The 23,543-nt window shown below is 72.3% G+C and carries 19 protein-coding genes; 4 read left to right on the top strand and 15 right to left on the bottom strand.

Going from position 1 to position 23,543, the window contains the following annotated elements; translation table 11 throughout:
• Positions 1–34: 34 nt before the first annotated feature.
• On the bottom strand, positions 35–1,615 hold the full coding sequence (locus AB0C84_RS32195) for an alpha/beta hydrolase (RefSeq protein WP_361073892.1): 1,581 nt from the start codon (positions 1,613–1,615) through the stop codon (positions 35–37).
• 317 nt (positions 1,616–1,932) lie between these two features.
• Between AB0C84_RS32195 and AB0C84_RS32190 the strand changes: the two genes are divergently transcribed.
• On the top strand, positions 1,933–4,467 hold the full coding sequence (locus AB0C84_RS32190) for a collagenase (protein WP_361073890.1): 2,535 nt from the start codon (positions 1,933–1,935) through the stop codon (positions 4,465–4,467).
• Between the two features lie 60 nt (positions 4,468–4,527).
• Here AB0C84_RS32190 and AB0C84_RS32185 read toward each other — a convergent pair whose 3' ends face one another.
• The 5 genes from AB0C84_RS32185 to AB0C84_RS32165 are packed head-to-tail and all read right to left on the bottom strand — an operon-like array spanning position 4,528 to position 10,031.
• Positions 4,528–5,484, bottom strand: coding sequence for an oligopeptide/dipeptide ABC transporter ATP-binding protein (locus AB0C84_RS32185; protein WP_339154680.1), 957 nt, complete (start codon positions 5,482–5,484; stop codon positions 4,528–4,530).
• Positions 5,481–6,437, bottom strand: coding sequence for an ABC transporter ATP-binding protein (locus AB0C84_RS32180; protein ID WP_361073888.1), 957 nt, complete (start codon positions 6,435–6,437; stop codon positions 5,481–5,483). Before AB0C84_RS32180 ends, AB0C84_RS32185 begins: the two co-directional genes overlap by 4 nt.
• Positions 6,434–7,423 (bottom strand): ABC transporter permease, encoded by a 990-nt coding sequence (locus tag AB0C84_RS32175; protein ID WP_361073886.1) that lies wholly within the window; start codon positions 7,421–7,423, stop codon positions 6,434–6,436. Before AB0C84_RS32175 ends, AB0C84_RS32180 begins: the two co-directional genes overlap by 4 nt.
• Positions 7,420–8,367 (bottom strand): ABC transporter permease, encoded by a 948-nt coding sequence (locus tag AB0C84_RS32170; RefSeq protein ID WP_361073884.1) that lies wholly within the window; start codon positions 8,365–8,367, stop codon positions 7,420–7,422. The genes AB0C84_RS32175 and AB0C84_RS32170 overlap by 4 nt, the downstream gene beginning before the upstream one ends.
• Positions 8,367–10,031: an ABC transporter substrate-binding protein gene (locus tag AB0C84_RS32165; protein ID WP_361073882.1), complete on the bottom strand. Its 1,665-nt coding sequence runs from the start codon at positions 10,029–10,031 to the stop codon at positions 8,367–8,369. The genes AB0C84_RS32170 and AB0C84_RS32165 overlap by 1 nt, the downstream gene beginning before the upstream one ends.
• 99 nt (positions 10,032–10,130) lie before the next feature.
• Between AB0C84_RS32165 and AB0C84_RS32160 the strand changes: the two genes are divergently transcribed.
• Entirely contained in the window at positions 10,131–11,576 is a 1,446-nt protein-coding gene (locus AB0C84_RS32160; protein WP_361073880.1) for an aminopeptidase P family protein, read from the top strand.
• A gap of 74 nt (positions 11,577–11,650) precedes the next feature.
• On the opposite strand, the gene AB0C84_RS32155 is transcribed toward AB0C84_RS32160, so the two are convergent.
• The 3 genes from AB0C84_RS32155 to AB0C84_RS32145 form a co-directional block, all read right to left on the bottom strand.
• Entirely contained in the window at positions 11,651–12,922 is a 1,272-nt protein-coding gene (locus AB0C84_RS32155) for a S1 family peptidase (protein WP_361073878.1), read from the bottom strand.
• A 181-nt stretch (positions 12,923–13,103) separates the two neighbouring features.
• On the bottom strand, positions 13,104–13,772 hold the full coding sequence (locus AB0C84_RS32150; protein WP_361073876.1) for a GntR family transcriptional regulator: 669 nt from the start codon (positions 13,770–13,772) through the stop codon (positions 13,104–13,106).
• Positions 13,773–13,876: 104 nt separating this feature from the next.
• Positions 13,877–14,833 carry a LysR family transcriptional regulator gene (locus AB0C84_RS32145; protein WP_361073874.1) on the bottom strand — a complete coding sequence of 319 codons (957 nt, stop codon included), beginning with the start codon at positions 14,831–14,833 and terminating at the stop codon, positions 13,877–13,879.
• 269 nt (positions 14,834–15,102) lie between these two features.
• Here AB0C84_RS32145 and AB0C84_RS32140 point away from each other — a divergent pair, with 269 nt between their 5' ends.
• Positions 15,103–15,897: an ATP-binding protein gene (locus tag AB0C84_RS32140; RefSeq protein WP_361073872.1), complete on the top strand. Its 795-nt coding sequence runs from the start codon at positions 15,103–15,105 to the stop codon at positions 15,895–15,897.
• Positions 15,898–15,922: 25 nt separating this feature from the next.
• On the opposite strand, the gene AB0C84_RS32135 is transcribed toward AB0C84_RS32140, so the two are convergent.
• From AB0C84_RS32135 to gcvPA, 6 genes are read right to left on the bottom strand one after another with little or no spacing between them, the layout of a single operon-like run.
• On the bottom strand, positions 15,923–16,588 hold the full coding sequence (locus AB0C84_RS32135) for a GntR family transcriptional regulator (protein WP_361073870.1): 666 nt from the start codon (positions 16,586–16,588) through the stop codon (positions 15,923–15,925).
• Positions 16,588–17,232, bottom strand: coding sequence for a GntR family transcriptional regulator (locus tag AB0C84_RS32130; RefSeq protein WP_361073868.1), 645 nt, complete (start codon positions 17,230–17,232; stop codon positions 16,588–16,590). Before AB0C84_RS32130 ends, AB0C84_RS32135 begins: the two co-directional genes overlap by 1 nt.
• A 34-nt stretch (positions 17,233–17,266) precedes the next feature.
• Positions 17,267–18,025, bottom strand: coding sequence for a glucose 1-dehydrogenase (locus AB0C84_RS32125; RefSeq protein WP_361073866.1), 759 nt, complete (start codon positions 18,023–18,025; stop codon positions 17,267–17,269).
• A 14-nt stretch (positions 18,026–18,039) separates the two neighbouring features.
• The gene (locus AB0C84_RS32120; protein ID WP_361073864.1) at positions 18,040–19,146 is read right to left on the bottom strand and encodes an NAD(+)/NADH kinase; all 1,107 of its coding nucleotides are present in this window, start codon (positions 19,144–19,146) and stop codon (positions 18,040–18,042) included.
• A gap of 7 nt (positions 19,147–19,153) precedes the next feature.
• The gene (gcvPB, locus tag AB0C84_RS32115) at positions 19,154–20,734 is read right to left on the bottom strand and encodes an aminomethyl-transferring glycine dehydrogenase subunit GcvPB (protein WP_361073862.1); all 1,581 of its coding nucleotides are present in this window, start codon (positions 20,732–20,734) and stop codon (positions 19,154–19,156) included.
• Complete coding sequence (gene gcvPA / locus AB0C84_RS32110) at positions 20,731–22,095, bottom strand: aminomethyl-transferring glycine dehydrogenase subunit GcvPA (RefSeq protein ID WP_361073860.1); 1,365 nt, start codon at positions 22,093–22,095, stop codon at positions 20,731–20,733. The genes gcvPB and gcvPA overlap by 4 nt, the downstream gene beginning before the upstream one ends.
• Before the next feature lie 98 nt (positions 22,096–22,193).
• Here gcvPA and AB0C84_RS32105 point away from each other — a divergent pair, with 98 nt between their 5' ends.
• Positions 22,194–23,543, top strand: a complete 1,350-nt coding sequence (locus AB0C84_RS32105; RefSeq protein ID WP_361073858.1) for a sugar ABC transporter substrate-binding protein — start codon at positions 22,194–22,196, stop codon at positions 23,541–23,543.

Here is a 23,543-nt window from a genome sequence, read left to right as displayed (position 1 = left end):
GGCGGTAGCGCCGCACGGCGGCCGGTGCCCCACGTCACCTCACGAACTGTCGCGGGACGGCGGTCGCCTGCGCGCCGGTGGCCGCGGCCGGAGCGGGCGTGACCCAGACCGGTGCCGGGTCGGGGTTCTTGGCGCAGGCGCGGTCGACCAGGCCGCGGTCCTGCGGCACCTTCCCGCCGCGCAGGTAGTCGACGAGGAGATCGTCGAGGCACGCGTTGCCCGCGAACGTGATGGCGTGGCTGCCGCCGCCCCTCTCCACGACGAGCCGCGCGCTCGGCAGGGCCCGCGCCATGTCGAGGCCGCCCTCGTACGGTGTGGCCGGGTCGTCCGTCGCCTGGAACAGCAGCATGGGCGGCAGGCCCTTGCCGGTGATCCTGGTGCGGTGCCCCGCCTTGACGGGCCAGGTCAGGCAGCCCGCGTTGAACCACATGTTGTTGTAGGTGTAGAAGGGCGCCTTCTCGTTGACCTTCGCCTGGTCCTTCCGCCAGTACCGGAAGTCGCGCGGCCACTTGCTGTCGCTGCACATGACGGCGTTGTAGAGGTCGAAGGAGTCGTCCTCCGGGTCCGGCGCGGCGTAGCGCTCGTACGCGGTGACGAGCGGCGCGGTGTCGCCCGAGTTGGTGTACGCGGAGAGCACCGTCGCGAGCCTGGGCCACCGGAGGACGTCGTAGCCGCCCGCGACCTGCGTGTCGTCGAACTCGTCGGGCCCGATCCGGCCCACGGGGTGCTCGCGCAGCCGGGTGCGCATGGCGTACCACTCGGCCTCGACCTCGGCGGGGTCGGTACCGAGGTGGTAGACGCCGTCGGCCTTGGCGACCCAAGCGGTGAACGCCTTGAACCGCTTCTCGTGCTGGAGGTCCTGGAGGACGTTGTGGTCGTACCAGGAGACGGACGGCCCGACGATGCTGTCCAGGACGAAGCGGCGGACGTGCCGCGGGTACAGCTGGGCGTACGTCGAGCCGAGCGTGGTGCCGTACGACCACCCGAAGAAGTTGATCTTCTCGGCGCCGAGCGCGCGGCGGATCGACTCCATGTCCCCGACGTGGTCGACCGTCGACAGGTGCGGCAGAAGCCAGGCGTGCTTCTCGGTGCACTTCGCGACGTACCCGGCGGCCCTGTCAAGCCACGCCCCCGTGGTGCCCTGGCCGACCTGGAAGTCGGGCCGCGGACCGTCGAAGTAGTGCGGGTCGCAGGACATGCGCGGCTCGCTGTGCTGGGATCCGCGCAGGTCGAAGCCGATCCAGTCGTAGGCGGCGGCGACGTCGGGCGGCAGCTTGGAGGGGATCCAGCTCGCCATCCACAGGCCGCTGATGCCGGGCCCGCCGGGGTTGAGCAGCATCGGTCCCTGCCGCCGGCCGGGGGGCGCGGTGGCGGGCAGCCGGTTCAGCGCGATCCTGACCGTCCGCCCGTCCGGGCGGGCGTGGTCGAGCGGCACCTCCAGCATCGCGCACTGCAGCGCGGGGTTCGCGGCGTCGCCGCAGGACTTCCAGTCCAGTCGCGGCGGGTCGCCGGCGGCCGCGGTCGCCGGCGGGGGCCCGGCCAGTACCGCGGCCGCCAGCATGCCGCCGCACGCCGCGAGCGCGACGCCCGCGCGTGTCCTGCTCGTTCGTCTCACGGACACCTCCAGAGAGCTAGTGACATTGCAGTGTACAATTTCACCTTTCTTTCGTCATTGTCCAGAAACGGCATCGGAAGGGCTTCGCGGGCCGGGAACGGGGCGCCACCTCGCAGAATTCCTTTCCGCCGCCGCCGGTGAGGTCCGCCCGACAGATCCATAACCCAGATCGATGGTGCGGTGTATGACCACGGGCCGTTTCCGCACCACAAACTGCGGGCGCACGCTTCCCCGAGCCTCCGGACCCTGGACCCCGGAGCCCTGCGAGAACGTCCGGTACCCCCGCCGGACGCCCACCCCATGGAGGAAGACCCCCCGTGAGAAACAGACGCAGATCGACCCGCTGCCTGCTGGCGTCAATGGCGGTGGCCCTCGGGACGACGTTCCTCGTCGCGCCCGCGACCGCCGCCCCCAAGCCCCCTCCCGCCAGCATCCGCCCCGACGGCGGCGACGCGCGCCACATCCAGAAGGCCCCGCTCCCCGCCAAGGACCGGCCGCCGCTCTCCGCGGACGACAGCGAGCTGAAGAGCAGTCCCGACAAGCCGAAGAAGGCGGCGGAGCACAAGCGCCCCTCCATGAAGGGCGCCCCGAAGGCGAGCGCGAAGGCGGCCGCGGCCGCGTGCAGCGCGAGCGACTTCACGAGCCGTTCCGGAAGCGCGCTCGTCCAGCAGATCAAGTCGTCCACGACCGACTGCGTCAACTCGCTGTTCAGCCTCACCGGCACCGACGCGTACTACGCGTTCCGCGAGTCGCAGATGGCGAGCGTCGCCTACGGCCTGCGTGACAACGGGCTCTACTACCCGGGCGACAACACCACCGGCACGGCCCAGCTGGTTCTCTACCTGCGGGCCGGCTACTACGTCCACTGGTACAACCCGTCGACCGTGGGGACCTACGGCCCCACGCTGAAGACGGCGATCCAGTCGGGCCTGGACGCCTACTTCGGCAACGCCAAGTCCTCGACGGTCAGCGACGCCAACGGCGAGGTGCTCGCCGAGGCGGTCACGCTGATCGACAGCGCGGAGGAGAACGCCCGCTACATCTCCGTGGTCAAGCGGCTGCTGACCGGCTACAACAGCTCCTACGACGCGTCCTGGTGGATGCTCAACGCGGTGAACAACGTCTACACGGTGCTGTTCCGCGGCCACCAGGTCCCGGAGTTCGTCTCCGCGGTCCAGTCGGACCCGAGCCTGCTCGACACGCTCAACTCCTTCGCCACGGGCCACCTCTCTTTGCTCGGCACCGACCGCAGCTACCTGACGTCCAACGCGGGACGCGAGCTGACCCGCTTCGTGCAGCACTCCACGCTGCAGACGAAGGTCAGGCCGCTGGCCAAGGGCCTGCTCGGGCAGAGCGCCATGACCGGGAAGACCGCCCCGCTGTGGGTCGGCGTCGCCGAGATGACCGACTACTACGACAAGGCGAACTGCTCCTACTACGGGACCTGCGACCTGGCGCAGCGGCTCGCCGCGAACGTCCTGACCATCAACCACACCTGCAGTTCGAGCATCAAGATCCGGGCGCAGGACATGACGGCCGCCCAGCTGTCGGACAGCTGCGCCAGCCTCCAGAACCAGGACGCCTACTTCCACGGCCTGGTGAAGGACGGGAACAGGCCCGTCGCGAACGACAACAACACCACGATCGAGGTCTGCGTCTTCGATTCGAGCACGGACTACCAGACCTACGCCGGCGCGATGTTCGGCATCGACACCAACAACGGCGGCATGTACCTGGAGGGCGACCCGGCCGCCGCGGGCAACCAGCCGCGGTTCATCGCCTACGAGGCCGAGTGGGTGCGCCCGGCGTTCCAGATCTGGAACCTCAACCACGAGTACACGCACTACCTCGACGGCCGCTTCGACATGTACGGCGACTTCAACGCCGGTGTCACCACGCCCACCATCTGGTGGATCGAGGGGTTCGCCGAGTACGTCTCCTACTCCTACCGCAAGGAGGTCTACGACGCGGCGATCACCGAGGCGGCGAGGGGCACCTACGCGCTCAGCACGCTGTTCGACACCACCTACAGCCATGACACGACCCGCATCTACCGCTGGGGCTACCTGGCGGTGCGGTACATGTTCGAGAAGCACCCGAGCGACGTCGCGACCGTTCTCGGCTACTACCGGACCGGCAACTGGAACGCCGCCCGGACGTTCCTGACGAGCACGATCGGCAGCCGCTACGACAGCGACTGGCGGACGTGGCTCGCCGCGTGCGCGTCCGGCGCGTGCGCCGGCGGCGGGGGCGGCGGCAACCAGGCGCCGGCCGCGGCGTTCTCGGCCTCGGCGAACGGCCTGGCGGTCTCCTTCACCGACCAGTCCACCGACACCGACGGCACCATCGCCTCCCGGCGGTGGGACTTCGGCGACGGCGCCACCTCGACGTCGGCCAACCCGTCCCACACCTACGGCGCGGACGGCACCTACACCGTCTCCCTCACCGTCACCGACGACAAGGGCGCCACCGGAACCGCGACCAAGCAGCTGGCGGTGTCGGCCGGGGGCGGCGGCGGGACGACCGAGTGCACCGGGAGCGACACCCGCCAGCTCGGGCAGAACTGCCAGCGCAGCAATCTGTCGGCGACCCAGGGGAACCTCTCCTACCTGTACCTCTACGTGCCGGCCGGCACGCGGTCGATCAAGATCACTTCGTCGGGCGGCACCGGTGACGCGGACCTGTACTACAGCTCCACCAGCTGGGCCACGTCGACGTCCTACACCCAGAGGTCGATCAACAGCGGCAACGGCGAGACCCTGACCATCACCAACCCGCCCGCGGGCTACAACTACTTCAGCCTCTACGGCAAGCAGGCGTTCAGCGGAGTGACGGTGAAGTCCGAGTACTGATCCGACACCACCCCTGACACGACCGCCGGGGCCGGACCGAGAGGTCCGGCCCCGGCTTCGTCACGAGGTGAGCGGCTCGGTCTCCGGGTAGTGGCAGGCGACCTGGCGGCCCGCGACCATCTTGAGGGACGGCAGGTCGGTGCGGCACCGCTCCTGCGCCTTGAAGCACCGCGGATGGAAGGGGCAGCCCGCCGGCGGCGCCGACGGGCTCGGCGGGTCGCCGCGGAGCACGATGCGCTCCCGCGCCCGCTCGGCCACCGGGTCGGGCAGCGGGATCGCCGACAGCAGCGCCCGCGTGTAGGGGTGTGCCGGCGCGCCGTAGACCACGTCCCTGGCCCCCGTCTCCACGATCCGGCCGAGGTACATGACGGCGATGCGGTCGCACACGTGCCGGACCACCGCCAGGTCGTGGGCGATGAACACGTACGCCAGGCCGAGCCGGCGCTGCAGGGCGGCCAGCAGGTTGACGATCTGGGCCTGGATCGACACGTCCAGCGCCGACACGGGCTCGTCCGCGACGACCAGCCGCGGGCCGGTCACCAGGGCGCGGGCGATCCCGATCCGCTGGGCCTGGCCACCGGAGAACTCGTGCGGGTACCGGTCGAGGTGCTCGGCGCCGAGCCCGACGTACTCCAGCATCTCCTGGACGCGGGGCCGCGGGTCCCGCTCGCCCTGCACCCGCAGCGGCTCGGCCACGATGGAGCCGACCGTGTGGCGCGGGTTCAGCGAGGCGAACGGGTCCTGGAAGACGATCTGCAGGTCGCGGCGCAGCGGCCGCATCTCGCGCTGGGACAGCCGGGTGATGTCCTCGCCGTCGAAGGTGATCCGCCCGGCCGTGGGGTCCAGCAGCCGGACGAGCATCCGCCCGGTCGTGGACTTGCCGCAGCCGGACTCGCCGACCAGTCCGAGCGTCTCCCCGGCCCGCACCTCCAGGTCCAGGCCGTTCACCGCCCGGACGGCGCCGCGCCGCGTCCGGAACGTCTTGGTCAGCCCTTCCAGCCGTAGCAGCGCCGTCATCCGGCCGCCCTTTCGATTGTGAGCAGGTGGCAGGCCGCCGGGTGGGGCCCGCCGAGGAGCGCCGGACGGGTGGTCTCGCACACCTCGACCCGTTCGGCGCACCGCGGATGGAACGGGCACCCCGCCGGCGGAGACGGCGGGGTGCCCGCGATCGGGGACAGCTCGCCGGGCGGGCCGGTGAGCCGGGGGAGGGAGCCGAGCAGGCCGCGGGTGTAGGGGTGCAGGGGCACGGCGAACAGCGCGTCGGCCGGCGCCCGCTCGACGGCCCGTCCCGCGTACATGACCAGGACGTCGTCGGCGACCCGCGCGACCACTCCCAGATCATGGGTGATCATCAGGACCGCCAGGCCGCGCTCGCGCTGGATCCGCGCGATCAGCTCCAGGATCTGCGCCTGGACGGTCACGTCCAGGGCGGTGGTCGGCTCGTCGGCGATCAGCAGGTCCGGCTCGCAGGCCAGCGCCATGGCGATCATCACGCGCTGGCGCATCCCGCCGGAGAACTGGTGCGGGTGGTCGCCCGCCCGCTCCCCGGGATCGGGGATGCCGACGTCGGCGAGCAGCCGGGCGGCCTCCGCGCGCGCCGCGCGGCGCGACGAGCCGAAGTGCAGCCGCCGCGCCTCGGCGATCTGCTCGCCCACGCTGTAGTGCGGGTGCAGCGACGACAGCGGGTCCTGGAAGATCATCGCGACCCTCCGGCCGCGCAGCGCGCGGACGCGCTCGCGGGCCGCCCCGACGATCTGGGTTCCCGCCAGCTCGATCGACCCGCCCACCCGGGCGCCGTCGAGCAGCCCCATGATCGCCAGGCTGGTCACGGACTTGCCGGACCCGGACTCGCCGACGATGCCGAGGGTGCGGCCCTCCTCCAGGGTGAACGACAGCCCGTCCACCGCGCGGATCGTCCCCTTCGCGGTGCGGAACTCCACAGCGAGGTCCCGAACGCTCAACAAGCTCATGTGAACCTCACTTGAGGATCGACAGCGGCGTAGAGCAAGTCCACGACGAGGTTGGCGAACGTGATGAAGAACGCGGCCAGCAGCGCCACGCCCATCACGACGGGCTGGTCCGACTTGTCGATCGAGTCGATGGTGAGCCGCCCGATGCCGGGCAGCCCGAACACGCTCTCGGTGATCAGGGCCCCGCCGAGCAGCGCGCCGAGGTCCATGCCGAAGACGGTGAGGACGGGGGTGAGCCCGGCGCGCAGGCCGTGCTTGGCGACGACCGTCCGCTCCGGCAGGCCCTTGGCGCGGGCCGTCCGGATGTAGGGCTCGGCCATCGTCTCCACCATCGACGCCCGGGACAGCCGCGCGTACATGGCCGCGTACAGCAGCGCGAGCGCGACCCACGGCAGGACGAGGTTCTTCGCCCAGGTGGCGGGGTCCTCCGCGAACGGCACGTAGCTGGAGTAGGGGAGCAGCCCCCCGATCTGGACGACCAGGACGGTCAGCGCCATCGCCGTGAAGTAGATGGGCAGCGACGCGGAGGTGAGCGTGCCCACCATCAGCGTCCGGTCGAGCAGCGAGTCCTTGCGCAGCGCGGAGACGACGCCGACCGTCACGCCGCCGGCGAGCCACAGGACGGCCGCGCCGATCCCGATCGAGACCGTGGTCGGCAGGCGCTGCATCATCAGGTCCCAGACCGGCATGTTGTTCTGGTAGGAGAACCCGAGGCAGGGGAAGTGGCACCGGACGGCCTGCGGGCCCGAGCCGTAGCTCCGGCCCGCGAAGATCCCGCCGAGGTAGTCGGCGAACTGCCGCCACAGCGGCCGGTCCAGCCCCATCTGGTGGTGGAGCATGGCGAGCCGCTCGGGCGTGCACGACTTGCCGCACGCCTGCAGCGCGGGGTCGGCGGGGAACACGTAGAAGATCGTGAAGGTCACCGCGCAGATGACGAGCAGCACCCCGGCGACCCCGGCCAGGCGCGTCGCGACGTACCGGGTCACCGGCCCGCCCCCTTCGGGTCGAGGGCGTCCCGGAAGGCGTCGCCGAGCAGCGTGAACGCCAGCACGGTCAGCAGCAGGCAGACGCCGGGGACCACGAAGAACGTCGGGTCCACCTGGTACCAGTCGATCGCCTTGGCCATCATCTGCCCCCAGGACGCGTTCGGCGGCCGGACGCCGATGCCGAGGAACGACAGCGCCGCCTCGGTGCCGATGTTGACCGGGATGGTGAGCGTCGCGTAGACGAGGACCGGTGCCAGCAGGTTCGGCATGACCTCGCGGAAGACGATCCGGTGGCGCGGCATGCCGGTGGCGCGCGCGGCCTCCACGAACTCCCGGTGGCGCAGCGAGAGCGTCTGGCCGCGGACGATGCGCCCGATGTAGGGCCAGCCGAAGAAGCCCATGACGAACACCAGCTCCAGCGTCCGGTTCCCCTCGGGCAGCACCGACACCAGAGCGATCATGAAGATGAGCTGTGGGAACGACAGCACCAGGTCCATGACGCGGCTGATCGCCGCGTCGACCCGGCCGCCGGCGAAGCCCGCGGTGAGGCCGAGTGCGGTGCCGGCGGCGGTGGCGACGCAGGTCGCCGCGACGGAGATCAGCAGGGAGATCCGGGCGCCGTAGACCATGCGGCTGAACACGTCCCGGCCGGTGCCGGGCTCGACGCCGAGCCAGAAGTCGCCGTCGATCCCGCCGAACGCCCCCTTGGGCGCGCCGGCCAGCGCCTTGTCGATCTTCTCGGGGTGGAACTCGTTCGGGCCGTGCCCGTTCAGGGCGGTGAGCAGCGGGGCGGCCAGCGCCAGCAGCACGAACAGCGCGATGATCGCCAGACCGGCGAGCGCGGCCGGGTCGCGGCGCAGCCGCCCGCCGGCAGGCCGCCACGGCGACCGGCCGGCGGGCACCGGCACGCTGCCCGCCGCCTCATTGAGGGGCGGGGCGGCCACTACATCACCCCGATGGTGGCGAAGTCGAACTCGCCTTCCCAGATGGCGTGGCCGAACGTGCCGGTGACCTTGGAGCCGCGCAGCAGCGGCAGCTTGTCGTGGATCAGGGGGACCATCGGCGACAGCCCCATCAGCTCGCGGTCGAGCGCCGTCCAGGCGGCCGGGTCGTTCCCCTGCACGGCCGCGCCGATCTTCTCGTTGACCGCCTTGTCGTTCATCTGCGAGACGACGGTGTTGCCCTTGGGCGCGATGCTGCGCCCGTCGAAGATCGGCGGGATGAAGGAGGCCGCGGACGGGTAGTCGGCGCACCACCCGTAGAAGACGAGCTCGTCCTCCTTCGCGGTGTCGCCGATGGTGTCGTAGTAGACGCTCTTGGCGACCGAGTTGATCCGGACCTTCACCCCGACGCGGGCCAGCGCCTGCTGCACCGCCTCGGCCTCGGACTTGCCGAGCTCGCTGCTGGTCGTCGTCAGGTCGATCGAGAACCCGGCGCCCTTCCCTGCCGCGGCGAGCAGCTGCCTGGCCTTGGCCGGGTCCCCGTTCGGCGGCGCCTGGTAGACGTTCTGCGCCTGCCCGCCGGTCATGGCGGGCGGGAGGTAGGAGCCGGCGAGCTCGCCGACGCCGCTGCCGCCGTGCGCGGTGCGGTAGGCCTCCTTGTCGACCGCGTACTGCATCGCCTGCCGCACCTTCGGGTCGTCGAACGGCGGCCTGGAGGTGTTCATCGCCAGGAACCGGGTGCACAGGCTCGTCGCGCTGACGAACCGCTTCCTGACGTCCGGGCGGGTGAGGATGCGCGGCATGCTCGCCGGCGCGACCGAGTACAGCGTGACGGCGCGCTGGTCCCTGCCCTGGTCGGCGATGAGCCGCTGGTCGATGGTGGCCTGCGCGAGCCCCTCCTCCACCACGATCCTGTCGGGGTTGGCCTGGCGGACGCCGTCGGCGGCCTTGTCCCAGTGGGTGTTCCTGACGAGGATCAGCCGCTGGCCACGGTCGTACGACGCGACCTTGTAGGGGCCGGAGGAGAACGGGCGCTTGTCGAAGTTGACGCCGGTGTCCTTGGCCTTGGGGACGGGGGCGAACGTCGGCAGCGTGGTGATCTTCGGCCAGTCCATCGACGGTTCCCTGAGCCGGAACACGACCGTTCGCGCGTCCGGCGTCGTGATGGAGGCGAGGCCGTCCTTGTGCTTGTAGGGCCCCTTGTACCCGTCGCCGCCCTCCAGCATCGTCCTGGCGTATCCGGGGCCCTCCGGCAGGTCGGGCGCGAAGGAGCGCTCGACCCCGTACTTGACGTCGGCGCTGGTGATGGGCGTCCCGTCCTCGAACTTCAGTCCCGGCCTGAGGTGGTACGTCCACGTCCTGCCCTTGTCGGGCGTGGTTCCGGTGTCGGTGGCGAGGTCCGGGACGACCTTGGTGCCCTCCTGGCCCTCCTTGGCGGCGTAGGTGGTGAGCGTCCGGTAGAGCAGCCGCGTGCCGAAGTCCATCGCGAACATCACGTAGTTGCGCTGCGGGTCGAGATGGGCGAAGTCCTGCGTGTAGAGGACGGTGAGCGTGCCCCCGGCCTTCGCGGCGGTGGCGTCGCCGCCCGAGCCGCAGGCGGAGGCGCCGCCGGCGGCGGCGCTGAGCGAGAGGGCGAGGGCGAGGCAGGTCCTGACCGGACGTTTCATGGCGTCTCCGTGCATCGACGGGCGGAGTGCCATATAAAATAGTACAGTGCAATTGCACTACAAGCCCCGTTATCGAATCTCCACATCCAGGACTTTCACATGGACGACCCAGCAGCCGGCCGCTTCGCGACGGGCAGCCACGACCTGCCCGTCTCCGAGACCCTCGCCTCCTTCATGACCCGGGACTGGGCCCCGAGCGGGAAACCGCTCCCGGCGCGCCTGACCGTGGCGCCGTACGCGGAGAAACGCCGCGCGGCGCTGTCGGCCCTCTTCCCCGGTGAACGCCTCGTGCTGCCCGCTGGCCCGCCGAAGGTGCGCAGCAACGACACCGACTACCGCTACCGCGCGCACACCGCCTACGTCCATCTCACCGGGGACAACGGCGCCGACACCGGGGCCGGCGCGGTCCTGGTGCTCGAGCCGACCGGCGCGGGGCACGACGCCGTCCTGTACCACCGGCCCCGGTCCCCGCGCGACGACGCGGGCTTCTTCCGCGACCGCCGGCACGGGGAGTTCTGGGTCGGCCCCCGCGCCGCGCCGGCCGAGACCGAGGAGAAGCTCGGGCTGGCCTGCGCGCCGCTGGACGACCTGGCCGGGGCGCTCCGCGGCCGGGTGCCGACCCGGGTGATCCGGGGCGTGGACCCGGAGGTCGACCGTGCCGTACCGGCACGCGCCCCCGAGCCCGACGCCGAACTGGCCGCCTGCGCCGCCGAGCTCCGCCTGGTCAAGGACGACTGGGAGATCGCCCAGCTCCAGGCCGCCGTCGACCACACGGTGGACGGCTTCACCGCGGTCGCCGCCGGGCTCGCCCGCGTCACCGGGATGCCGCGCGGGGAGCGGTGGGCGGAGGGCACCTTCGAGCGCGTCGCGCGGATCAGGGGCAACGGCGTCGGATACGACACCATCGCCGCGGCCGGGGCGCACGCCTGCGTCCTGCACTGGACGCGCAACGACGGCACGCTTCGCCTCGGCGAGATGCTCCTGCTCGACGCGGGGGTGGAGACCGACACCCTCTACACCGCCGACATCACCCGCACCCTCCCGGTGAGCGGGTGGTTCACCCCGCGGCAGCGGCAGGTCTACGACCTCGTCTACCACGCGCAGGAGGCGGGGCTGGCGGCCGTCCGCCCGGGGGCGCGCTTCCGCGACTTCCACATGGCCGCCATGCGCGTCATCGCCGAAGGGCTCCAGGACTGGGGCGTGCTGCGCAGCGCGGAGGACGCCCTCGATCCCGAGTCGGGCATCTACCGCCGCTACACCCTCTGCAGCAGCGGGCACATGCTCGGCCTGGACGTCCACGACTGCTCGGCGGCGCGGGCGTCCCAGTACCTGGACGGGGTGCTGCGCCCCGGGCACGTGCTGACCGTGGAGCCGGGCCTCTACCTGCAGCCGGACGACCTGACCCTGCCCCCGGAGCTGCGCGGCATCGGCGTGCGCATCGAGGACGACGTCCTCGTCACCGAGACCGGCGCCCGCCTGATGTCCTCGGCCCTGCCCCGCCACCCCGAGGAGATCGAGACCTGGATGCAGTCGCTGAAGGGCTGACGGCGTGAGGGGCGGTGCCGTTCCCCTGGGCCACGGGGAACGGCACCGCCCCTGTGCTCGGGCCGACGGGGAGGTCAGCCGCTGAGCAGGGACACCCCTAGGCCGGACAGTGCCCGGCCTAGGGGTTCGTGGATCATTCCGCACCCCGAGTTCGGACCGCCGCTCAGGATGCCGTGGGCGTAGCCGCCGACGAAGACGCCGCTGCCGCTGTCACCGGGACCGTCGCACGCGGTGCTCCAGGTCATGCCGGACAGCGTCCGGTCCGGGTAGGAGACGGTGGCGTCGACCTCGGTGATCGACCCGCAGGTGTAGCCGGTGGTCGAGCCCTGCTTGCAGACGTAGCCGCCGACGTAGTCGCTCTCGCTTCCGTAGACGGACGTCTGGGGGAGCACCCAGCCCCGGGGCTGCCACCAGCCCGGATCGTCGATCGAGACGGCGGCGTAGTCGCCGTACCAGCCGAAGGTGTAGTTCGCCGCGCCTCCCACGTTCTGGTAGCCGTAGCTGTAGGTCGACACGTCCCACCAGTAGCCGAGCTCGGCGCAGTGGCCGGCGGTGAGCATGTAGTAGCGGCTGCCCGAGTAGGTCATGAACGCGCTGGTGCAGCGCGCCCCGCCGGTGAAGATGGCCAGCCCGGACCGCAGCGGCGGATCGCAGCTGTAGTCGTCGTAGCAGTAGCGGGGCACCGACTTGTGGGCGTAGGTCGACACCCGCACCGCGCTGCCGAAGGCACGGCGCGCCCAGCTGACGACATCGCGCTGGGCGGGGGTGAGCGCCGCACCCTTGAGACTGCTCAGCTTCACCACGTTGCCGGACGTGACGACGCCGGTTTGCAGACCGTTCGCGGCCCCCTTGTTGGCTTCGGCGACCCGCTTGGCCAGCGAGGCGGACACCTGCTGGAGGTGCCCAAAGCCGTACCGGACCTTCTTCGTCCTGGTCGCACCCAGGCCGACGCTCTTCGCCTTCGACCGCACCGCGGCCGACGCGCCCGCCGCGGTGACGCCCACGGTGAGTTCGCCGCCGTGCGCCTGGTCGATCCAGGCGCCGCCGTACGCGGAGCCGAGATCCTTGCCGAGCCGGGTCGCCAGCGCGAACTGCGCGGGCTGCCGGTCGGCTCGGCGGCCCGCCTCGGCCGCCGAGACGCCGTGGTCCTTGACGATCTGCTTGACGAGTGTCTGCTCGGCCTCCTGCTGGAGCTGGGTCCGGGACCTGCGGTCCGGGGAGGGGGCGGGGGGCGCACCACGGTCACTGGGGGCGTCGGCACGGGCCGGCACCGCCAGTGATGCCGCGGCAAGGGCGGCGGCCACGGCGGCGGCCGCGGCTGCCCTTCTGCGTTTCGGGCGGACCATTCGGGGAGCCTCCTTCGCGGACGGGGGTGCTGCGGCATCCGGCCGCGGCGTCCGCAATGCAATGTGAAATTGCACTGTAAAATGTGAAACGGCACTTGCCAAGGGCCGCCTCCCCGGCGAAGGCCCAGCTCCAGGGAGTCATGGCCGGATCCGGCCAGGCGTCATGGGGGCGGAGGCGCCCTCAGCGGTGGTCGCCCCGCACGTGGTCGAGGTGGCGCGTCATGAGCTCCCGCGCCCGCTCGGCGTCACCGGCGACGAGCGCGTCCAGCAGCCCGAGATGCTCCTCCGCCGACGCCACCAGCGTCTCGGTCGCGGCCGGACGGGCGAGGCCGTGCATCTGCGAGCGGCCGCGCAGGTCCAGGATGGTCCGGACGAGCGTCCGGTTGCCGGTGAGTTCGAGGAGTTCGGAGTGGAAGCGGTGGTCGGCGTCGAGGAAGCCGATCGGATCGCCGTCCCGCGCCGCCGCGAGCGCCTCCTCGGCGAGGGCGCGCAGGCGGGGCCGGACCGCCTCGGGAACGGCGCCGGCCAGCCGCACGACCGCGGGGACCTCGACCAGTTCCCTGATCTCGGTGAGTTCGGCGAGGTCGCGGGCCGAGGGCCGCACGACCCGGAAGCCCCGGTTGCGCACGGCCTCGAACAGGCCGTCCCGGACGAGGTCGATCATGGCCTCGCGGACCGGAGTGGGGGAGATCCCGAACTCGTCGGCGAGGGTCGGGGCGGAGTACACGACGCCCGACCGCAGCGTGCCCGTCGCCAGCGCCTTGCGCAGCGCGTCGGCCACCTGGCCGCGCAGGCTGCTCTGGCCGCCGAGGTCAGGCAGCCCGACCATGGCATCGGCCACCGGATCCATTGGCCCTCCTCACCCACGATCAGAATACCGCCACGTGGGCGGCCGGAGGCCCGGCGTCCCGCACCGGGCGGCGAGATCACGAGCGCGCGGTCACCGGAGTGCCGTCACAGCAGCGGGTGCACCTGGGGATGGGCGTGCCACCAGGCCTCGAAGGTCGGATGGCTGCCGGTGTGCTCCACGTAGGCGGCCGCCAGCCCCCGGTAGAGCGCCGCGGCCTCCTCCTCGTCCAGGCGGTCCCGCCGCCAGGCCACGATCAGCCGGGCGACCTGCGGCTCCCCGACCAGGGGCCGCACGACCGTGCCCGGGTGCGGCGGCCAGGACGGGTCCACCATCCGGACGCCGTGCCCCGCCGCGACCAGCGGGCACGCCGCCCCGCTCGGCGCCTCGTAGCGCACGATGGGCTCGAAGCCGGCGGCGCGGCACGAGGCCCGCAGGGAGGACAGCGAGCCGTCGTCGGCGCCCGGCGGGGCGATCCACGCCTCGTCCCGCAGGTCGAACAGGTCGATCTCGTCCCGGCCGGCGAGCGGGTGCCGCTCGGAGAGCGTGACGAAGATCGGGTAGCGCGGCACCAGGGTGCGGCTGACCACGGGCGCCGCCATCGGGATGTCGAAGCCCTCCATGAGCCCGATCAGCGCGGCATCGAGATGGCCGCGGGCGAGGGCGTCGCCCAGCAGGGCGGAGGAGGGCTCGATGCGCAGGGACACCTCGCGGCCGGGAAGGGCCTCGCCCACCCGTGCGACGATGCTCCCGACGCAGGCGAGGTGGACGCACCCGAGGCCGAGCGTCCCCTCCGGGCCGCGCGGTCCGCGCAGGTCGCCGAACAGGGTGTCCATCTCGGACAGGATCGTCCGCGCCCGGCTGATGACCTGGCCGCCGAGCGGCGTGGGCTCCAGCCCGGACCGGCTGCGGGTGAACAGCGCCCCGCCGACGATCTCCTCGACCCGGCGGAGCTGGTTCGACATTGCGGGCTGGGACATCCCCATCCGGGCCGCCGCCCGGGTGACGCTCCCGGTCTCCGCCATCGCGCACACCATCCGAAGGTGACTGATGTCGAGATCCATAGCTGGAAATTATGCATCAGCCGATGACCCACGACTCGGACCGACCGCAATAATCTCCGTACTCCTCCACATAGGTAAGCGATCGCGGCGCCAGCGGCGCCCTCACCCTCGGTTCTCCTGGCCGTGATCGCGCGGATGGAAGAAGGGAGATCCCGTCTCGCCGGCCCCCAGGACGAGGACCTTCTCACCCCTTTCTCGCCATGGGGGCCGGACGCGCCGCCGATAATTCTCGTGGAAAGCGATTGCTTATGCCGGAAAAGTCGCAGACAGTGCGGGCAGAGGGTGCGCGACTGGCCGACGGAGCGTTCCCGGCATGGCCCTTACCGCCCGGACCGGCGGCGGCGGCGTTCGCGCGCTCCATCGCCCGTTCGGTGCTCGCCGAGCTGGACATGCCCCCGGCCGCCGTGGGCGACGCGCAGACGATCATCTCCGAGCTCGCCACCAACGCCGTCGTGCACGGTGACCGTGAGCGCGCCGAGGTGTGGGCGTACCTCAGCCGCCACCCCTCCCCGCGGCTCACCCTCAAGGTCTTCGACGCCGCCCCCTGGCGGGGGACCGGCGGCGCCGTCCCGGCGGACGCCGCCGCGCTGATCACCGGCGAGCCCGCCTCCGACGCCTGCGGCGGCCGCGGGCTGATGCTCGTGGACGCGCTGACCGGGGAGGCCGGCGGGAGCTGGGGCATCCACCCCACCCGCGGCAGGCTCGGCCCCGGCCCGGTGTCCGGGAAGGCCGTCCACTTCACGATCCCGCTGCCGGAGGCGTCCGCGGCCGTCCTGTCCCCGCCGGTGCCGGGCACGGTGCCCGAACGGCTCTGCGAGCTCGCCGGCGTGCGCGGCCTGCGGGCCCTCGTCTCGCTCGGCGCGGAGGCGACCGTGGTGCACTTCGGGTCCGGGCTGTGGGTCTGGGTGAAGGACGGGGCGCTGCTGTACGAGCTGCCGGGACACGGCGTCGTCCGGCACCCGCCGTCGGACGCGGTCGAGGTCGTCGAGCAGATGGTCCGGCTGTGCGAGGAGGGCGCGGCCGGCGGCCCCGCCCCCCGCACGCCGTCACGGGACCTGTGCTGAGCGGCGTACTTGAGCGGGGCCCGCCTCACCGGCCCTCGGGCCGGTCCGCCCAGATCCCCCGGACGTGCCGCAGGTGGTGGCGCATCAGCGCCTCGGTGCCCCGCGCGTCGCCGCTCGCCACCGCCTCGATCAGGTCCTCGTGCTCGCGTGCCGACGGTTCGAGCTCGCCCCGCTCCGCCAGCCGCGGCACCCCGTAGAGGCGGGACTTGTAGCGCAGCTCGCTCACCAGCCGGACGAGCTGGGCGTTGCCGCCGAGCCCGAGCAGCGCGAGGTGGAAGCGGTGGTCGGCGTCGATGTAGGCGACGACGTCGCGCCGCTCGGCCGCCGTCACGATCGCCTCGGCCAGCGGCCGCAGCGCGCGCACCTCCGCGTCCCGGCCGGCCCGCGCGAGCCGCACCGCGGCGGGGACCTCGATCAGGGACCGGACGTCGGTGATCTCGTCCAGCTCGTGGTCGGACAGGTCGGTGACCCGGAAGCCCTTGTTGCGGACGACCTCGACCAGCCCCTCCCGGGCCAGGTCGATCATGGCCTCCCGGACGGGGGTCGGTGACACCCCGAACCGCTCGGCGATGGCCGGGGCGGAGTACACGACGCCCGACCGCATCTCACCGCTGACGATCGACGCGCGCAGCGCGTGGGCGATCTGGACCCGCACGCTCTTGCGCGGGCCGAGCGAGGGCAGGTGCGGCATCATCGCTCCGTGAGGCGGGTGAGGATCCTGTCCTTGCCGCTCTGCCAGTTGGCCTTCAGGGCCTCGACGGCCCCATCGACGTCCGAGGCGACCAGGCGTTCGGCGATCCGCTCGTGCTCCTCGGCCGAGCGTTCCAGGACCTCCCAGTCGCCGACCACGACGCGCTCGTAGCGGTGCATGGTGAGCTTCAGCGAGGTGATGAGGTCCATCAGCCGCTCGTTGGGGCAGCCGGAGAGCAGCAGGTCGTGCCAGGCGTCGTCGTAGCGCTCTATCACGGCGTGCTCCGCCTCGGGGACGGAGAACGCGCGGGCCTCCTCCAGGAGGCGGGGGGCGACCGCGTGCAGGAACTCGGGGTCGGTCGACTCCAGCGCCAGCGACTCCAGGGCGGCGACGATCGTGGTGAGGTCGTCGAACTCCTTCGCGCTCATCGGGGCGAACCGGAAGCCCTTGCCGCGCTCGCTGACGATGATGCCCTCGCGCTCCAGCCCGATGAGCGCCTCGCGGAGCGGGGTGCGGCTGACGCCGAGGTCCGCGGCCAGCACCATCTCGTTGATCGCCTGTTCGGGGGCGAACTCCCCCTTGCCCAGCCGGTCGAGGATCTCGTCCTTGATCTGTTCGCGAAGGGGGCGGCGGTCGATCGGCATGCTGTCGTCTTCCTCTCCTGGGGTGAGCGGACGGTCAGGCCGTGCCGGCGCCGTCGACCGGGATGACGGCCCCGCTGACGAACGCGGCCGCGTCGCCGGCGAGGAACGCCACCATCGCCGCGATGTCGGCGGGCCGGCCGATCCGGCCGAGGGGGCGGTCCGCCGCGCCGGCGTAGAAGGCCTCCGCCGGTTCGCCGAGCTGGCGGGCCTCCTCGGCGAGCATGCCGGTGTCGGTGTCGCCGGGGCACACGCAGTTGACCCGGATGTTCTGCGGCCCGTGGTCGATCGCCATGGCCCGGGTCATGTTCACCACGGCACCCTTCGAAGCGCAGTAGGACACGGCCTGCGCTCCCCCTTGGATGCCCCACCCCGAGCCGGTGTTGATGATACTGCCGCCCCCGGCGGCGGCCATCAACGGTATCGCCGCCCGGCTCATCAACATGATCGATTTGACGTTGACGGCCATCACCAGGTCCCAGTCGTCCTCGCCGATCTCCAGGACGGTGGAGCGGCGGATGACGCCCGCGTTGTTGAACAGGACGTCCACCCCGCCGTAGGCGTCGCGCGCGGCGGCGACGATCCGCGCGCAGTCGGCCGCGCGGGAGACGTCCCCGCGCACGAATTCGGCCCGGCCGCCCGCGGCCCCGATGGCCTTCGCGGCGTCCGCCCCGGCCTCGGCGACGTCGGCCAGGACGACCGCGGCGCCGAGCTCCGCCATCAGCTCGGCGGCGGCCCGCCCGATGCCGCCCGCGGCCCCGGTGACCACGGCGGTCTTGCCTTCGAGTGAGTTCACGTTCGGTCTGCCTCTCATCGGACGGGATACATGGCGAACCGGCCGTGCCCGGTCAGCACGGGCAGGTGGCCGCGCAGGACGGCGTCGAGGTCCTCGTCGCCGGTGTCGACCAGCAGCGGGCGGCCGCCGAGCGAGGCGAGCTTGGCCTCGGTCGCCGCCACCGCGAGACGGTCGCGGCCGGCGGCGCGCAGCACGGCGGGGGAGATCTGCTGGTTGCCCCTGCCGAACAGGAAACCCTGCCCGCCGATCGGAGTCACGGCTATCCACGCCGGCGTCGTGCCCGCCAGCGCCTCCAGTTCTGCGGCGGCCACGTCCGCCGCGACGACCGTCCCGCCGCCCGCCAGCACGTTGACGCCCATGAGGGGGACGTCGGCGCCGAGCGCGTTCGCGACGGCGCGCATCGTGGTGCCGGGCCCGAGCACCAGCAGTTCGGACGGCCCGAGCCGCTCCGCGAGGGCCGCGGCGATGCCGCCGACCGACGACGGGTCGGTGACCGTGCCGCCCACCTTCCGCTGCTGCACGCGCACCGGGACGTCGGGCACCCTCACGTGGCCGTACAGGCGGGCGGAGACGCGGCCGTCCCGGACGGCGTCCTCGTCCAGGTCCATCACCTCGGCGTCCCGGATCCGCACGCCGCCGGCGGCCATCAGGGCGGCCGCCTCCCCGGCGGCGCGCGGCGTGGCCCCGAAGACCGCCGAGTGCATCTTCACGCCGGTGGGCACGCCGAGCACGGGCACCGAGGCCCCGACCGCGTCCAGCACGTCGCGCGCCGTCCCGTCGCCGCCGGCGAACAGCAGCAGGTCGGCGTGCGGCGCGAGCGCGGCCGCCGCGCGGACGGTGTCGGCCGCCGCGGTGGGCTCGCCCGGCCGGTACCGGACGTCGGGGATCAGCCCGGCGTCCAGGACGGCGTCCTCGCCCATCGGCCCGCCCGCGGTCGGCACCGTGAACGGGCCGCCGATCCGGGAGCGCAGTTCCGCCAGGGCGAGCGCGGCGCGCTCCGCGGCGTGCGGCGTCGCGCCGAGCGCCCGGGCCTTCTCCTGGACGTCGGCGCCGTCGCTGCCCTTGAGGCCGACCCGGCCGCCGAGCCCGGCCACGGGGTTGACCACCAGCCCGATCCTCATCGCGGCCTCATCCGCCGAGGACCTTGCGGCGGTAGGCGCGCCAGGTGACCGCCCAGGTGGCCGGGTCGTCCAGGACGTCCTCGCGGGCGCGGTGCACGGTGGAGCGGTGCGGCGCCGTCCGGACGGTCTCGGGGTCCTCGTAGGCCTCGCGGGCCACCTCGGCGAGGATGGCGGCGTACTCGTCCAGCTCGGCCCGGGAGTAGGACTCGGTCGGCTCCAGCGTCATCGGCTCGGGGACGATGTACGGGTGGTGGCTCGTCCAGTAGTGGGTGCCGAAGTCGGCCGCGCGGACGCCGATGTCCTCGCTGTGCACGCCGGTCTCCTCGGCGAGCTTCTCCCAGCTGTAGCGGACCTGCTCGACCCGCGGGCGTCCCGGCGCGTACGGCACCGACGCCCCGCGGATCTGGAGCACCTTCGCCATCAGGTAGTTGTTGTTGAGGACGGCCACCTCCGCGGCCTCGCGCAGCCCCGCGCCGCCCAGTGACATGATCCAGGCGTAGGCGCGCACCAGGTTCGGCACGACGCCGTAGAACGGCCGGATCTTCCCGATCGACTCGGGCCGGTCGTCGTCGAGGCGGTAGCGGGTGCCGTCGAACTCGACGGTCGGCGTCGGCAGGTAGGGGGCGAGCTCCGCGCTCACGCCGCAGGCGCCCGCGGCGGGCCCGCCGCAGGCGTGCGGTGTGGAGAACGTCTTGTGCAGGTTGAAGTGGCACAGGTCGAACCCGGTGTCGCGGGCGCGGGTGATGCCGAGGATGCCGTTGGCGTTGGCCTGGTCGTAGGCGCACAGCCCGCCGGCCTCGTGCACGATCCGGACGAACTCCTCGATCCGCGGGTTGAACAGCCCGGTGTCCTCGGGGTTGGTGATGAGCAGGGCCGCGGTGCGGGGGCCGACCGCCCGCCGGAGCGCCTCGATGTCGGGGTAGCCGTCGGCGTCGGGGTACAGGGTGATGACCTTGAACCCGGCCGTCTTCGCGCACGCCGCGTTGGAGGGGTGCGAGAAGATCGTGGTGATGACCTCGTCGCGGGTGTCGGCCTCCCCGCGCGCCGCGAAGTAGGCGCGGATCATCGCGACGTTGGTGTAGATCGCGGCGGAGCCGGCGCCCGGCTGGAGGGAGAACCGGTCCATGCCGGAGATCTCCTTCAGCAGCCCCTCCAGCCGGTACATGATCTCCAGGACGCCCTGCACGGTCCGCTCGTCCTGCAGCGGGTGCAGCCCGGCCACCTTCGGGTCGCGGACGAACCGGTCGTTGACCTTGGGGCTGTACTTCATGGTGCAGGTGCCCTGGCCGACGTCGACGTTGAAGTCGGCGCCGAGGTTCTCCTGGGACAGCCGCAGGTAGTGCCGCAGCACCTGGGGCTGCGACAGCTCCGGCAGGGCGGGCGGCGCGGCGCGGCGCAGCCCGTCCGGCAGGACGGCGTCCGCGGGCACCTGCGGGAGGGGCGGCAGCACGCCGCGCTCGCCGGGGGTGCCGAGCTCGAACAGCAGCGGCTCGTCCCACCGGGCCTGGTGGAACCGGCGCAGCGGGGGCTTCGGGCCGATCTTCGCGTCGGCGGGGGTGAGGGGGGAGGGGGTCGGGCCCGTCTTCACTTGGCGATCTCCTGGAGGGTCTCGGCCAGCCGGTCGATGTCGTCCTTGGTGTGGATCTCGGTGACGCAGTACAGGGCGTCGGTCCCCGACAGGACCCTGCCGCCGAAGATCCCGTGCTCCAGCAGCGCCTCGCCGATCTCGGCGGCGGTCCGCGAGCCGGTGAAGCGGAGCGTGAAGTCGGCGAAGTGGGGGGCGTCCGCGTAGGGGGCCAGCACGCCCGGGACCTCGGCCAGCCGGTCCAGCGCGTACCGGGTGTTCGCGAGGATCGTCTCCGCGACCTCGCGCATGCCCTGCGGCCCCATCAGCGCGAGGTAGACCCCGGCGGCGATGCCGTTCAGGGCGGCGGCCGTGCCCACCCACTCCTTGCCTTCCTCGCGGACGGCGAAGGAGGTGCGCTCGTAGGCCACGTCGCCGAAGCCGTACTCGCCCTCGACGCTGGTGGGCGCCAGGCCGAACAGCCGGGAGGGGAACTCGCCCACGTAGAGTTCCTCGTCCCGCGTCGCGATGAAGCCGCCGTTCATCCCGCCGAAGCTCATGGGCAGCCCGAGCGGCTGGATGTCGCCGCAGACGATGTCGGCGCCGTACTGGGACGGCGGGGTCACCGCCCCCAGCGAGATCGGGTTGCAGCCCACGACGTACAGGGCCCCGGCCTCGTGCGCCGGCTCGGCCAGCGACGGGAGGGCGGGATCCAGGATCCCGGACGCGGAGGGCGCGTCGGCGAACACCGCCGCGACGTCCCCGCCCGCCAGCTCGGCCCGCACCGCGGCCGGGTCGGCCAGCCCGGTGGCGGGATCCACCGGCACGAGGACCACGTCGTGGTCGGGACGGACATAGTCCTCGATCTTGGAAAGCCTGTCCGGCGCGACGGCCGTCACCAGCAGCAGCCTCCGGCGGCCGGTGATCCGTCCGGCCATGCGCAGCGCCGTGGCGGCGGCCTGGTAGCCGTCGTACACCGGCACGCTCACGACGTCCATCTCCAGCAGCTCGCCCATCAGCGACTGGTACTCCCAGAGCGCCTGGAAGCGGCCGTGGTCCTCGTACGGCTCGCCCGCGTAGGCGGTGAGGAACTCGCTGCGGTTGACCACCTCGTCGACCACGGCGGGCACGTGGTGGTGGTAGCACCCGGCGCCGAGGAAGCTCAGCGCTTCCTGGGCGCTGGTGTTCTTGCGCAACAGCGCGCCGACGTGCCGGACCAGCTCCGCCTCGGAGCGCAGCGGCGGAGGCAGGTCCAGCGGACGATCCAGCCGGATGCGGCCGGGCACGTCGGCGTAGAAGTCCTCGACGCTCCGCGCTCCGATCGCCGCCAGCATCTCCCGCTTGACCTCGGGCACCGAGTTCGGGATGTAGGGGTGCGCGTTCATCTCGCTCTCCTTCACATTCCTTGCCTCACCCTCTTGACGAGAACACAGGATGCAGTGTGCTGTATACAGCATTATCCCGAATCCCTTGGGGAGGCAAGATGGCGACCAACCCCGGACGGGCGGCCATCGGACGCCGGACCGTCCTGACCGCCGGAGTCGCCGGAGCCGTCTCGGCGGTGCTCGCGGCGAGCGGGTGCGCCACCGGAGGCGGCGCGAAGAAGGCGGGGCCCGCGCTGAGCGCCGGCGCCCAGGCCAAGATCGAAGGAAGGATCGCCGTCTGGTCCTGGGACGTCGCGGCGAAGGCGCTCAAGCGGCTCGCGCCGGCGTTCGAGCAGCGCCATCCCGGGACGAGCGTCGAGGTCGTCGACATCGGCTACGACAACGCCTACGACAAGATCACCGTGGGGATGAAGGCGGGGAAGGGCCTGCCCGACGTCCTCACCATCGAGGGCGGCAGGCTGCCCGGCTACATCGGCGCCTTCCCCGGCGGGCTGTACGACCTGACCCCGCTCGCCGGCGCCCGCCAGGCCGAGTTCGCCCGCGCGGCCTGGAAGGACGTCACCGACGAGCGCGGCAAGGTCTTCGCGCTGCCCTGGGACGGCGGGCCCTGCGCCCTCTACTACCGCACCGACATCTTCGAGAAGGCCGGCGTCGACCCGGCGAGCATCGCGACCTGGGACGACTACGTCCGCGCCGGCGAGCAGATCAAGGCCAGGACCGGCAAGAAGCTCCTCGTCATGGACCCGCAGGAGGACAGCATGTTCCCGATGCTGCTCCAGCAGCAGGGACAGGGATACGTGCGCGGCGGGAGGATCGCCGTCTCCGACCGGCAGGCCGTCCGCGCCGCGACGCTGCTCAAGATGCTCGCCGACAAGGACCTCGTCGCCTTCGAGAAGGGCTGGGACGGCCTGGTCTCGGCGACCAAGGCGGGCAAGGTCGCCACCACCCCCTACGCGGTGTGGTGGTCGGGCACCCTCACCGACGAGATGCCGGAGCTCAAGGGCAAGTTCGGCGTCGTGCCGCTGCCGGCGTTCGACCAGGGCGGCGTGCGGACGTCCAACGACGGCGGGTCGACGCTCGCCGTCAGCGGCCACAGCGCGAACGCGCGGGCGGCGTGGGCGTTCATCGAGTTCGCCCTCGCCGACACCGCCAACCAGGTGTCGATGCTGAAGAACGAGGGCCTGTTCCCCGCCTACCTGCCCGCGCTGAAGGACCCGTTCGTGACCGCGCCGCAGCCCTACTACGGCGGGCGGCCCGTCTTCGCGACGTTCGCCGACCTGGCGGACAAGGTGCCCCCGATCGAGGTCTCCAAGGACGGCCCCAAGGCGAGGGACGTCGTCAACCGGACCGTCTCCGGCATCGTGCTGCACGGGGACGACCCGGCCAAGGCCCTGAACTCGGCGGCCAAGCAGATCGCCGCCGCCACCGGCCGGTCGATCGCAGAGTGA

The organism is Actinomadura sp. NPDC048955 (genome assembly GCF_040649435.1).
Classification (GTDB): domain Bacteria; phylum Actinomycetota; class Actinomycetes; order Streptosporangiales; family Streptosporangiaceae; genus Spirillospora; species Spirillospora luteofluorescens.
This window is presented reverse-complemented; position numbering and strand designations above follow the sequence as displayed.